The organism is Vibrio sp. ArtGut-C1 (assembly GCF_002105475.1).
GTDB lineage: Bacteria > Pseudomonadota > Gammaproteobacteria > Enterobacterales > Vibrionaceae > Vibrio > Vibrio diabolicus.
This window is the reverse complement of the sequence record NZ_NCTH01000018.1, coordinates 65,529-79,442: the sequence shown is the minus strand read 5'-3', so window position 1 is coordinate 79,442 and position 13,914 is coordinate 65,529. Positions and strand designations below refer to the sequence as shown.

Below are 13,914 nucleotides of genomic sequence, written 5' to 3'. Positions count from 1 at the left end.
AAAATGAAAAAAACACTACTAATCACGTTATTAGGCTTAGCAATCATTGGTTGTAATGACCAATCTCAACAGAGTGCTTCCCCTGTTTCGAGTTCTGCGCAAACAGAGCAAGAAAAACACCCAGATCGCGTTTATGTCGGCGAGCAAAACTACTACGTAATGGAATCGGCAGTCACCAATGAGAATTGGGTATCCGATGACAAAATAAAACCTATGCCGGGTCAGTTTCCTAAATACTATGTCTTTAATTCAGATGAATGGCCCAAGGAAGATATCAGCGACGCTAGCTCTTATGACCTGCCGCGTTTTCAATTTGCGTGGGCTAATGATGAAGACAAAGTGAACTTGAAAATTTGGAGCATGAAGACAGATGGTACAGATTTACGTTTAGTCGTAGAAGATACCGTTGGATATGGGGTTGTGCTAATTCGACGCTCTCCTAATTTACGTTACGTTTCATGGATTGACAGTGGTACCGGTAAGTACGTATACGATTTAGAAACAGGAGTGACAACTAAATTACTTGGAGGGGGCTATCCTGGTATGGTTTGGTCGGAGGATAGCCGTTTTCTATATTTTCACACAATGCCTGGGCAGAAAATTGATGCTTATAATGCGCGTTGGGATTCTGAAACAGGAAAAATAGAACCAATTGATTTTGGGATTGGTCCTGCTGCTGTTATGAAAGACAATCAGTTGATCACACTTAATGATTACGGATTAGTAAAAATAGACTTAGAAACTAAAGAAAGAAGCTATATCGACTTCGTTGATAGATTACCGGATAGCGACATCTTAATGAAATTTCGTTCGATAAGTCCTGATGGTCATTACGCTTGGGGAGAAAATAGTAAATACGATTTCTTCTTTGATATTAAAAACAACAACGTTAAAAAGTTCGCAGCAGAAGATGATTTCTTAAGGGCTCTCATTTTAGGGGCAGGTGCTCGATTTAGCGCGCGTGACAGAGTGTCTTACATATCAGTAGTTGATCGCGAGAAAAAACAAACTTGGCAATGGTATGCATTGGGTACTGGCGAAATAGGCGTTGACTCAAATATGAGCCTGTACAATGGCTTGGCGAATGATGGCTTGTGGTTTAAAGGAGTTTCGCGATGAGTGACTTGCATACTTACGATAGGTCGTTATACCTCTTAGGCGCAACTTATCAAAGAAGCAGAGATAAAGATCGAAACGTTGTCTTTTCCGATTGGAACCAAGAGAGTGATTTGACTGGTGACACTCAGTTAAAAAATGTTAGACCGATCTCTTTTACCCCAATACTAATAGATGCACTATCTCAAGACTCTTTAACTTTGCCTAGGTTTTGGGGAAGTGATCAATATGGCAGGCTATGTAAGGTGTCGTACTTAAGTGAAGCCATAGAAGGTAAACCGCAAGTACTTCTTCGCCAAAATAGCCCACTAACAACTATTGATGATGATCAAAGTTATGAGATGCTATTTCCATCCACTAATTTAATTGGTCAACTGGCACAAAGTTCATCCTCTATTACTCAAATTAAGGAACGCGTAAAATCCCTTTACACCAAAATGAGTCCTCGGAACAATAACTCCAGGCTTTTTAAACCGTCAAAAATTTCAGTAAAACAACTTGCAAGGCCATATGACGATGAACATGGGCAGTGGCTTACACAAGAGGAGAAGAACTACAACCAATGGTATGCAGACATCCAGTCGTCTGGTGTTGAGTTTATTGAAGGTTTTGTTGTTCCTACTGTAAATACAATCAGTATTGTATTTAGCAGCGATGTTTATGTTGGTGCGGAAGTGTCTTTACTAAAGTACGCAGATACCTTGAGTGATACTCAGCAAGAAACAGAAGTTGTAATTGCACGTGATATCGTTAGGCTGCCATTTTATGTTGGTGAGGATAGAAGCTCTGAGGACTTTAACAACACGCTTCCGTCTGTAACATTTAATTTGCCCTCTGTAATAGACAAATCGATGGTAGATTCCCTAAACGACGAGCAAGAATTTGTTGTCGGGGATGGCTTCTACGGACTTAGAGTTCAATTCTTTGTTAAAGATTATTTAAAAGCGAACGAACGTCTTCAAAATAAAGTTCCTGAAGTTATCAAGTCTGGACGACTTCGATTTGAACGTAATAAATCGTCAGCGGTTACTGGCGTAGCAGATCAGGATTGTTATACCTACGAACTGAACGAAAAGGTAACGTTTAAATCAATCAGCGGTTATGGAAAACTTGCTATTGTGTGCGGTGACATGATCTCTCTTGAAGAATGTTTGTTTTATCAGTACCCCCAAGCATTACCCTCCAATTACAGCGAGTTGATGACAAAAACTGGTAAATCCGTCCCTCTCTCTGGGACAGGTGTCAATACATTCGGTTTAGCGTCAGCAATCAAAAAGAACGCGGAAAGTTTAGGCGAAGGTTTTCTGATGGGAGGGAATCCATTTTCAGAAAACCTGAAAGAGACAATGTTCAGTGTAGCTAAAGGCATCTGGTCGGACATTGAGCAACAAAAATTGCCTGATTTAATGACTAGCAGCGTTGCACTTGCTTTTGGCTTTTCAGCGTTTAAGGAAAGCCGTAAAGAATTAGCCAAAGCGATAACATTTGCTAACCAAGGACTCGATTTTAATCAGGCGGCAGCCTTGGCGTTTCGCAAGAGCGGAATGAATATATCCTTTATTAAACGCGAACTAGATGTGATAAAGGCTAGCTTGATCACGGGTACATTCAGTGAGAACTCAACACGGCTCGCGAGGTCATGGTTTAATGGCTCCGTTATGGAGAAGATGAATCGCGCATTTCCAATTCTTGAATCTGGTTCTAGCCTAGTCGATTTGTACGATTTAGTACAAAAAGAAAACGAGCTTGAGAAGAAATCTCTTGAAGCCAAAGAAGATTTCGATGCGGTATCTCAAAGCTACCTTCAATCTATTTCGGTTATTAAGGCATATCAAGAATGGGCACAAGCGTTGGATGACGCTAAAAACCTCATCAATGGTAGTAATGGTGAGTCGATAGCTCACATAGTTGAGGATCGCCAAGGGTTGGCGATTCACATCAATTTTAAGTTCAACGAATGGCAATATGGCAATGAGCACGGCAAGCTGAGAACAGATATTAAACAAGTGTGCCAGAATTTGGCGCAATTGATGCTGGATAATCCGAGCTATAAGCTTTCGATAGAGGGGCATGCGGGTAGGATTGGTTCTTCTGATGCGAACGATCTTGTGGCGGCTAAACGTGCAAAGACTGTTACTAACGCGATTATTTCCATTGACTCTAGCTTGGAAGAAAGGGTTTACACAGCATCTTATGGCAATACTCAGCCGATCACGGCTGATAGTACCAAGAGTGATATGTCGCAGACCGGAGACAGTGCGCCTGCCGCCTTAGATCGACGAGTTGAAGTTCGATTGATTATTCCTAACTATCAAGTTGTTTTACCACCAAGCCGCAGTGGTATGGTGGAATTAGAGAAAGCACGTCAGTTGAAGCAGGCGCTGGATGTTGGCTTAGATGATACGCAGAAGGCGCAAATCGCGGCGGTGTTAACGACTCTTAACGGGTTTGCGATGTTTACACCGTTAGCTCCGCTTGCTGCGGGCATTTTGTACCTAAGGTCGGGAGCAGAACTCGCAGACTGCACGCTATCTGTGCTGGACGAGCTCATTACTGAAAAAGCCTATTCTGACTTTAAAGGACGTTATCAGAATATCGACCAACTAAACCAGTTGGGTAAAATCCATATTCGAGTTCTTCAACAGTACAGAGATCTAGAGGTAACGATTGAGCGTAGTGAGATAAAAACACGTGATGAAGTTGAATCTCACCTGAAGAATAAAGAAACGGTGCAAGAGTTGCAGAAACGATTTTTACTCCGTGCTCTTGCGCTTAATGGGCTCGTGGAACTGCTTGCTCGAATTTCGCTTTGGAACCCTAATGTTTCTAAGTTGCAAGGGTTGCTTGAGGAATATCGAGTTAAGGATTACATCGATGTTTATGTTATCAATGATAACTGGGAGGCACCGTTAAGTAGCTATAACACCATGGCTCAGAATTGGATACAACGAGTTAGGGATGATAAGTCAGGTGTAAGTGCTGCCCGTGCTTTTGCTCAATCTTGGAAAAATGAACATTCGCCACAATTGTCACCTTTGTTAAAGAGAGCTCGCATTCAAGGGGAGTTCAATAAAGGCTTCCCAGTACAAGCCCGTCTATATCAGGGAGATGCGGACAATGGCTTTTCCGATTTCGCGAAAATGTTCGATAACAACGTGGAGTCGATTAAATCGGACGATATTGGCTTCAGCCGTTTGCTAGTTGATAGTAAAGGGGATGGGGTTTCTTGGAAGCCGCTTGAAGAGTGGATTTCCCCAAATAAAACCAATCGAATTACGCCTTTTACACGTGTTAAGGTACAGATTGTATTATCAAGTAATGCCTCTAAATCTAAAAAGAAGATATTTAAGACAACTTTGCAATATTGTTGTGAGCGGTCGCTTTGGGACTTTAAAGGGCCAAGCTTTGAGGTTTTGATGGCGCCGCGAAAAGCGGATGATCTAACTTTGTGCGGAAGCAACGATAAGCTAAAAAGTTACTTTGACCAACACGCAGTTGAAGAGCATCTGACATGTGTTGAATTTGAGCCAACATATTGGTTCGGCGAATATGAAATCCCAGGTCTTAAGCCTTTATACTCAAATTACGAGATGCAAAGCTTCGATAAATGGAAACAAAGTGGAGAAGCTCGCTCAATGCAATACTATTTCACTGCTGATGGGAATACGTTGTCTCTAGCAGGTACTGAACAGCAGTTATCCAAGTTTAACTATGGTGTCGATGACAATAATACCTATGGTAAGCAGTGTTATCTGAATGACGATGGAGAAGTCGAGGTTGATGGTTTACCACTTGTTCTATACGACGGTCTGGCGAATAGGCAAGTAGTGATTAACGAATATGATTTACTAATCGAAGAGTTTGTTAAAAGTGCTTCTGCTAAAAAAACTGAAGGTATTGCTCCGTATCTAAAAGGTGATGTTTCGAGCTTTAGTGCTGTTTCGAAAGGGAGTGGTTTTGAGTGGTTCGATGACAAAGCACCAAAATCCTCCGTGCTTGATTGGTCCAATGACAAGCCAGTCACTATATATGTCGCTTTACTTTCCGAAGGGGGCGAAAAAGAGACATATAAGCGCATGATGGGAGAGGGCTATCGGGTGCCAATGCGGTTATCTTTGTCGATTGAAGAGCAAGAATCGATGTTTTCAAAAGATACGACTGAAGGGCCAAGTTTCTTTGGTTCATTGCTTGAAGTAGGCGAGTACACTTATAAGAAAGAAGTCCCTTCTCCTTATGCAAAAGTAGAAATTAAAGAGGTGAGTTTCACTGAGGCTGATACTGAGATTACATCGGATCTAGCCTCTTTCGTTCAAGAGTTTCAGACGAAAGTCAAGGACGCTCCAAATCGATACCTAGACCCATTTAATGACCGTAGAACGCTGCATATTGTTAAGTTTGAGCTTAGATACACCTCTCCTACGGGACGACGAGTGCCTACTTTAAGGCCATTTGGTCCTATAGTAGACAAGAAAAAAGCAGAGTTCTTACCGGTGCATATTTCCGTATCATCACTATCGCAAACGGGGCTTGCCCCCGGTGTAGGGGAGTACCCTATAAAGCAGTCTCAGAAATTGTCTTTGCCTGGTGGTCAAAAATACAGTGTGGAAGGTGTGCCTTGGATGGAGATTGAAGGAGATGCTTCTCGAATGAATGATTCGGCTTTTCTCTACTGGCAAAAAGAGTTAGCGAACAACCCAGTGAAACGAAAAGCATGGATCGAGGATTGGATTGTGAAAGAACCAATGAATGTTAGTGCTCCGCAGCAAGAATCAATATAAAAAAACCGCCTTCGGGCGGTTTTTCTTCTCTTACCAACGGAAACTGAAGTAAAGTTTTCTCGCTTCTCGCTTCTCGCTTCTCGCTTCTCGCTTCTCGCTTCTCGCTTAACCAGCTGCAGAAATGTCGTATTTCTTCATCTTATGGTTGAGAGTGCTCATTGGAAGTGCCAATTGCTCGGCGGCCTTCTTGGTGTGCCAATTACACGCATTTAAGCAATCGATGATCACTGTACGCTCGTATTGGCTAACGACGTCCTTAAGGCTCTTTGAAGCGTCTTCTAAATCCGCTTGTGCCTGCCGCTCGTAAGCAGGTTGGTCTGGGGTAGGAGAGGCTGCTTTCATGTCGATACTTGGTACATCTTCTGGGATTTGTTCGCCAAACTCTATGTGAGTAATGGTTTCAAAATCGGACAGTAGCACCGAGCGCTCGATGATGTTCTTAAGCTCACGCACGTTCCCTGGGTATTGGTAGGCAAGGAGCTGTTTACGTACGTTGGCACTTAACCCTGGCGCTTGCGGCAAACCTAGCGTGTTGGTGGTGTGTTGCACGAAATGCTCAGCAAGGGGAATAATATCCGACTTGCGTGCTCGCAGTGGTGGTAATGTAATAGGGAACACATTCAAGCGATAGAACAAGTCGGCACGGAATCCGCCATCTTTAATCTGCTGCATAAGGTTACAGTGTGTTGCCGCGATAACGCGAACGTCCACTTCAATCTCTTTGCTGGTACCGATAGGGCGAACTTTACGCTCTTGCAGTACACGCAGTAACTTCGCTTGTAGTAGCATTGGCATATCGCCAATTTCATCTAGGAAAAGCGTGCCGCCGTTGGCGGCTTCAAACAAACCGACTTTGTCTTTGTCCGCGCCAGTGAATGAGCCTTTCTTATGGCCAAAGAGTTCTGACTCTAATAACTGCTCTGGGATTGCGGCACAGTTCTGTACGATCAAAGGTTGTTCTGAACGATTAGAGTTTTCGTGAATGTATTTTGCGATCACCTCTTTACCAGCGCCCGTTTCACCACGCAACAGAACGTCGACAGGAAGAGATAGCACCTTATCAAGACGATTCAAGACATTGAGCATTTCTTCGCTCTCTGCAATAGGACCTTGATAGGCTTTCTGAGTACGTTTTTTGAGCTGAGTGTTCTCGCGCACTAGGGCTTGATTGTCGGCATTGAGATTTTTAATCACTTGCCCATATTGCTCTAACCACACAGCTTGGCGAATATTACTCGCGGCCATTCGACAAAACTCCGTCAAGGCTGCCTCGTTGTCGATGACGTTCAAATCGAGTAAGACTAACAGCCCAATGGTTTTGCTTTCGCTATCAATCAAAGGCCAAGCCAGTAAGTTCTCGCTTTTTAATCCCAGTGTCTGCTCAGTTTGATAGATGCTTTCGCAGTCATAGCCGTTGTACTTATACAACTCGTTAATCAACACCACTTCACCATTACGAATGGCAAAGTTAAATGGGTCGTTTTCACTGGCTGAGTCTAACTGCAATGCTTCCCAAGGGTGGGAAACGATTGTTTTATCGTTATGGTGAGCGGTACTTGGAATCAACGCCTGCCCAGTCTGGTCCAAAACGTAAATGATGCCGTGCTTTGCGAGGGTCATTTGTCTCGCAGCGGTCAACACGGCATCCAAGGTTTGGGTAAGCTGGCTGCGATCAGCCAAAGACTGACTGATCGCAAGTAGGGCGTTACTAAGTTCGCTATGGTTAGCTGAACGCATAGTTTAGTGTTCCTTGCTCATCGACAGACACTTCGATTTGCGTATGTGAATCATCCTTGTCATGCACTAATAGCTGAGTCGATAGTTGCGGCAGCAACTGACGGTTGATGACCGCGTCGATGTTACGCGCGCCCGTTTCAGCAAGGCGACAGTTACCTAGTACGAACTCAACCAAGCTTTCTTCGTAGCTCAGGGACAACTTGTGATGGCTCTGTAGACGCTGAGAAACTTTGTTCAGTTTGTGGTGAATAATTTCTGTCATTGCTTCATCAGACAGCGGAACAAATGGTAGTACTGACATACGTGCCAACAGCGCTGGCTTGAAGTGTTGGTTCAAAGTAGGGCGAATAGCTTCTGCGATGATGTTCGCATCGATGTCTTTGGATTGATGAACCAAAGATTCGATCTCATGCGTCGCAAGGTTACTGGTCATGATGATCAGCGTGTTCTTGAAGTCGATTGTGCGGCCTTCGCCGTCGTTCAGCGTGCCTTTGTCGAACACTTGGTAGAACAGGTTCAACACTTCAGGGTCGGCTTTTTCAACTTCATCAAGAAGTACAACAGAATATGGACGCTGACGTACCGCTTCTGTCAGCATGCCGCCTTCACCGTAACCTACGTAACCCGGAGGTGAACCGATTAGGCGAGATACCGTGTGCTTCTCTTGGAACTCAGACATGTTAATGGTCGTCATAAAGCGCTCACCACCAAACATTTGATCAGCAATCGCACGAGCTGTCTCGGTTTTACCCACACCACTTGGGCCAACCAGCAGGAATACGCCTGTCGGTGCGTCTGGGTTACCTAGGCCGGCTTTTGCGGTTTGAATACCTTCAGACAGTGCATCAATAGCGTATTCTTGGCCTTTGATGCTTTGTGTTAGGCTTTCTTTCAGTTTTAGCGTGGTTTCTGCTTCGTCTTGAAGCATCTTACCCATTGGAATACCAGTCCAGTCTGAGATCACATGGCTGACTTCATCTGGACCCACTTCAAAGTGAACCAGTGGGTTGCCATTGCGGATTGCGTCTAACTGTTCTTGGCAGGCTGAAATCGCAATGCGAACCGCTTCTTCATTCATTTCTGCATATGGAGAAACGTCTTGCTCTTGTTCTGAATCTTCGTCTGCAGCAAGCTCTTCTTCATTTGTTTCGCCAAAGACCAGTTCATGCAAGCGAGAGCGTAGCGCAATCATCTCTTGGATCTGCTCTTTTTCTTTGTGCCATTGGGCTTCTTGTTCAGCTAGCTCTTCTTTTGTTGTTTCCATTGCCAGTTTTAGGTCTGGAATGTTAACAAGGCTGTGCTTGTCGCCAGTTTGCTGCAGAGCATCACGCTCAAGTGCTTCTAGCTCGCGCTGTTGAGCTGCAAGTTCTTGCTGCAGAGTCTCAACAGAAGCAGGAATGGCATTAAGGCTGATGTTCACTCGTGCACACGCCGTATCTAGTACATCGATCGCTTTGTCTGGCAGTTGACGGCCAGAGATGTAACGAGCAGAAAGCGCTGCCGCAGCAGTGATGGCGTCATCACGCACGTAAACGTTGTGTGACTTCTCGTACGCTGGGCGCAGACCACGAATGATCAATGCTGCTTGTTCAGGAGACGGTTCGTCGAGTTTCACCAATTGGAAACGACGCGCAAGAGCAGGATCTTTCTCGAAGTACTTCTTGTATTCCGACCATGTTGTCGCAGCGATGGTTTTCACTTCGCCACGCGCTAGGGCTGGTTTTAGCAAGTTTGCCGCGTCGCTGCCGCCTGCTTGGTTACCACCGCCAACAAGGGTGTGTGCTTCATCGATGAATAGAATGATTGGAGTTGGTGAGTTTTTCACTTCATCCAATACTGCGTTTAGGCGTTTTTCGAATTCGCCTTTTACGCTTGCACCAGCTTGCATAAGACCCATGTCCAGGCCGTAAAGCTCAACACCTTTGAGGTTGTCTGGTACGTCACCTTGTACAATCTTAAGTGCCAAACCTTCTACTACTGCGGTTTTACCAACGCCCGGTTCACCAACAGCAATAGGGTTGTTTTTACGGCGACGAGCAAGAATGTCCACGATTTGGCGGATTTCTTGGTCGCGGCAGAAAACAGGATCGATTTCGCCTTTGCGTGCTTTACCAGTGAAGTCTGTAGTGAACTTGCTCAGTGCTGAACCATCTTCACGAGCTTGTGTTTTCTCTGAAGTAGCAACTTGCGCCTCAATAGAGTGGCTTGTTAGCTCTGCAAAGTTACGCTTAAGGCTGTCAGGGTTTACCGCTTCAAGGATAGAGGCGTAACCATGTTGGCCGTAACGGAGAGGGTTGCTAACAAGAGTAAGGAGTAAGGCACCAGAGCGGATTTGTGTTTCGGATAGATCTAAAGAAGAAACCAGCCAGCTTTCTTGCAACCATTCGATTAATAAAGCAGAAAAAACAGGTTTGCTGCCATTTCCTTTGGCGTTGGTGTCGAGTGTGGATCGAACCGATTGTCTTAATAAGTTCTCAGAACAATCAAAATGACTCAATAAGACGTCAAAATCACTATTTGGCCTTTCTAATAGACTCAGTAAATAATGCTCAATTTGAACTTCGTTTGCTTTTTCAGAGACTGCAAGTGCAGCGGCGTCTTCTAATGCTACTTTTGCAATCGGGTGTAGACGCTGAATTAATGAAGAAAGGTTTATATTTATCATAGCCATTTTATTCTTTAGAGGAAAAGAGGTAGCGGCTATTATACTAAAAGTGATTGCGTTCTTTTTTTATCAAGATATTTTGACTATCGTTTGTTGGTTATTTTTAATGATTATTGTGACATTAATGTTTGTGGTTATTTTAATGACGTTGTTATTCTAAATTAATTGATAGTAAAAGTGTCGGATTTATTGGTTTTAATGACTTTATTTACACAGTTTTATATGGTTATTTTCACTTTTTAAAATTAGAACAATTTATTATTATCTTAATTCAACTTTTTGGTTTTTTATCCAATAAATTGTACTCAAGATATTAGTGAATAATGCCTTGATTTGTTTAAGTATTTGTTTTTGTTGTTTTTTTTAAAGTTGGCACGGACTTTGATTATACCAAGTAGTCGCGGTGATAAGCGATTTGGTGATTTAAACAAAACAGATTTTAGAAAAGGAAATAGCGATGCCAACTCCAGCATATATGTCTATCCAAGGTGAGACTCAAGGCCATATTACTAAAGATACTTACTCTGCAGATTCAGTAGGTAACACATGGCAAGAAGCTCACGTTGATGAGTTCCTAGTACAAGAACTTGATCACGTGCTAACTGTTCCACGTGATCCACAAAGTGGTCAGCCAACTGGTCAACGTGTACACCGTCCACTTGTTGTAACTAAAGTTCAAGATCGCTCATCTCCACTACTATTCAACGCATTAGTATCTGGCGAAAAACTTCCTGAGTGTGTGATCCGCTTCTACCGTACTTCAGTTCAAGGTAAACAAGAGCACTACTACTCAATCAAATTGATTGATGCGCTACTTGTCGATATCCAAACTCGTATGAACCACTGTCAAGACGCAGCAACAGCTGACCGTGTGACAGAAGAAGTGCTTAAGTTCACTTACCGTGCGATCGAAGTAACTCACGAAAACTGTGGTACTGCGGGTAACGACGACTGGCGTGCTCCACGCGAAGCTTAATTGCTCGTCGCGTAAAGATTCAGGGCCAACGATTGTTGGCCCTAATTCGATTATTTGTATCAGGTAAAAGATATGGTGAATGACGTAAAATTTAAATTTGAAGTGCCTGGATGTGGGCATGAATTTCGGGTTGAGAGCTTTCATGTTCATGAAGAGTTATCTAAGCCTTTCCACATCAATCTCTCATTACTTTCACTTGATCCAGATATCTCGTTCGATGAGTTAATACGTAAAGCTGGAACATTGACACTTTACGGACAAGGTGTTGGGGCTGCGCGTGTGTTCAACGGCGTGGTGAATGAAGTTCGTTACTTAGGGACTGGACGTCGTTTTTCGCGTTATCAATTAGTTTTAGTTCCTCAAGCTTGGTTCTTATCTCAGCGCCAAGATTGTCGTATTTTCCAGCAAAAGTCAGCGCAAGACATCATCACAGAAGTACTCGATGATGGGGCAGTCACCGATTACCGATTTGAAGTGTCGGGTACTTATCCTCCAAAAGAATACGTTCTGCAATATCGTGAGTCTGACTTGCACTTCGTGCAGCGCATGATGGCTGAACACGGTATGTGGTATTACTTTGACCATAGCGATTCAAATCATACGATGGTCATTGTCGACAGTAATGACGCGATTGCACCTTTGATAAGCTCACCACTAAATGCTTCATACATTGGGCCGATTGTTTATCATGCCGATGGTGGCGGTGTTGCCGATCGCGAACATATCTCTGATCTCGAGTTAGTTAACCGCGTTAGAACGGGACAGGTTACGTACACAGATTACAACTACGAACACCCTAAAATTCCACAAGAGATGACACAGGCTGGCGAGCTCGACCAAGATCTCAAGCAGTTTGATTATCCTGGACGATACGTTGACCCGCTGATGGGCCAAGTGAGAACCACGGAGTGGATGTCGGAACACATAGTCGATAATCAACAAGTGGAAGCAACGAGTGACGTAATGCGCTTAGCATCTGGTTACAGCTTTAACGTCAGTGACCACCCACGTTCTGAGATTAACCGCGATTACCTCATGTTGTCTGTAATGCACACAGGGCAAGATCCGCAAGTGCATGAAGATGAAGCGAGTGGTATGCCAACCACTTACTACAACCAGTTCTCATGTATTCCACGTGATGTGGTTTTTAAAGCGCCTAAACTAGCAGCACCAGTGGTTGATGGCCCTCAAACGGCGGTCGTTGTAGGACCAGAAGGTGAAGAGATTTACACCGACAAACTTGGTCGAGTGAAAGTACAGTTCCATTGGGATCGCTATGGCGATAACGATGAACATTCAAGTTGCTGGATCCGCGTAAGCCAATCCATGGCGGCGCCAACTTGGGGCGCAGTGTACTTGCCGCGTATTGGCCATGAAGTCGTAGTGACTTTCCTTGAGGGGGATCCAGATCGTCCGTTAGTTACGGGCGCAGTTTACAACGGTTTGCATTTCCCACCGTACTCTTTGCCAGAAAACAAAACTCGTACCACGTTCCGCACGCAAACGCACAAAGGAACAGGTTACAACGAGTTGAGTTTTGAAGACGAAGCGAACCAAGAAGAAGTCTATATTCACGCTCAAAAAGACATGTCGACCAAGGTGCTCAACAACCGTTACCGTGATATCGGTCAAGATGAATTCTTAAAGGTTGCACGTCACCAAACGAATGAAGTTCACGGTGACCATAAAGAAACCATTCATGGGCATAAAACGACACAAGTAAACAGTATGTTTACCGAGACAGTCGAGCAAGACGTTACCGTCACATACAACGCGAATGAAGCTCAGTATGTGAAAAACAATTCTGACTTAGAAATTGGTGATAACCGTACGACTAAGATCGGTAAAAATGATGATTTAGATATTGGTGAAAACAGTAACCTTACTATCGGTGCATCTAAGAGTTCAGACATTGGTGCGGATGATAACCAGACGGTTGGTGGCAACTTAACGGTATCAGTGAAAGGTAACACCGCTTATAAAGCCGATGGTGCGACGCAAATTATCAGTGGCGACAAGATTGTATTGAAAACGGGTGGTTCCTCTTTAGTGATGAACAGTGATGGTTCAATAAAGTTATCAGGCTCGGCTATTACGATCGAAGGCAGTGACAAAGTCGTCGTGAAAGGTGGCAACGTAGTGGTTAACTAACAATGGAAAAACAACCTCTTACAACAGAAGTAATATCAGAGCAGCAAGCCGAATCAACGGCTTGCTTTTCGCGTTTTGGAATAATAGTGGCTATCAATGAGTCTACGGGCAGTGTGCGAGTTGATTTTGATGGTAACCCATTTAAGCAGCCACTCACTGCGAGACTAGGACGTGGCTTTCGTCGTTCTGAACTGCAAATGGCTATCGATAATCGATTAAGTTGTCGAATTGAGTTTTTGAACGACGACTTAAGCTTGCCTCTTGTGACGGACATTTTTTTCTCCATTCTGGATGACTCTGATGAGTTTGTATTGCGAGCGAAGAAGATGGTTATCGAGACAGAACAAGAGTTGGTAGTCAAAAGTGGTGAGACAGAAACTCGCTATAGCGGGCGCGATGGACGAATTACCACTAAAGCGAAGTACGTCACTTCTCAAGCAGAAAAAGCACAAAAAATTCAAGGCGGAACGATCGCAATTAACTAGTTACAT

Annotated in this window: 7 protein-coding genes; 5 read left to right on the top strand and 2 right to left on the bottom strand. The window is 43.9% G+C overall.

Annotated elements, in window-relative coordinates:
- The first annotated feature begins 3 nt into the window (after positions 1–3).
- Together B7360_RS15740 and B7360_RS15735 are read left to right on the top strand one after the other, a co-directional pair.
- Positions 4–1,119 (top strand): hypothetical protein, encoded by a 1,116-nt coding sequence (locus B7360_RS15740; RefSeq protein ID WP_085343955.1) that lies wholly within the window; start codon positions 4–6, stop codon positions 1,117–1,119.
- Positions 1,116–5,894: an OmpA family protein gene (locus tag B7360_RS15735; RefSeq protein WP_085343954.1), complete on the top strand. Its 4,779-nt coding sequence runs from the start codon at positions 1,116–1,118 to the stop codon at positions 5,892–5,894. Before B7360_RS15740 ends, B7360_RS15735 begins: the two co-directional genes overlap by 4 nt.
- Before the next feature lie 105 nt (positions 5,895–5,999).
- Here the strand turns inward: B7360_RS15735 and B7360_RS15730 are convergent, their stop codons facing one another.
- On the bottom strand, positions 6,000–7,631 hold the full coding sequence (locus B7360_RS15730) for a sigma-54-dependent Fis family transcriptional regulator (protein ID WP_085343953.1): 1,632 nt from the start codon (positions 7,629–7,631) through the stop codon (positions 6,000–6,002).
- The gene (gene tssH, locus B7360_RS15725; protein WP_085343968.1) at positions 7,618–10,296 is read right to left on the bottom strand and encodes a type VI secretion system ATPase TssH; all 2,679 of its coding nucleotides are present in this window, start codon (positions 10,294–10,296) and stop codon (positions 7,618–7,620) included. The genes B7360_RS15730 and tssH overlap by 14 nt, the downstream gene beginning before the upstream one ends.
- Positions 10,297–10,753: 457 nt before the next feature.
- Between tssH and B7360_RS15720 the strand changes: the two genes are divergently transcribed.
- The 3 genes from B7360_RS15720 (at position 10,754) to B7360_RS15710 (ending at position 13,908) form a co-directional block, all read left to right on the top strand.
- Positions 10,754–11,272: an Hcp family type VI secretion system effector gene (locus tag B7360_RS15720; protein WP_005373415.1), complete on the top strand. Its 519-nt coding sequence runs from the start codon at positions 10,754–10,756 to the stop codon at positions 11,270–11,272.
- Between the two features lie 72 nt (positions 11,273–11,344).
- A complete protein-coding gene (gene tssI, locus B7360_RS15715) occupies positions 11,345–13,423 on the top strand; it encodes a type VI secretion system tip protein VgrG (protein ID WP_085343952.1) in 2,079 nt (692 codons plus the stop codon).
- Positions 13,424–13,425: 2 nt separating this feature from the next.
- On the top strand, positions 13,426–13,908 hold the full coding sequence (locus B7360_RS15710) for a hypothetical protein (RefSeq protein WP_005392644.1): 483 nt from the start codon (positions 13,426–13,428) through the stop codon (positions 13,906–13,908).
- The last annotated feature ends 6 nt before the right edge of the window (positions 13,909–13,914 follow it).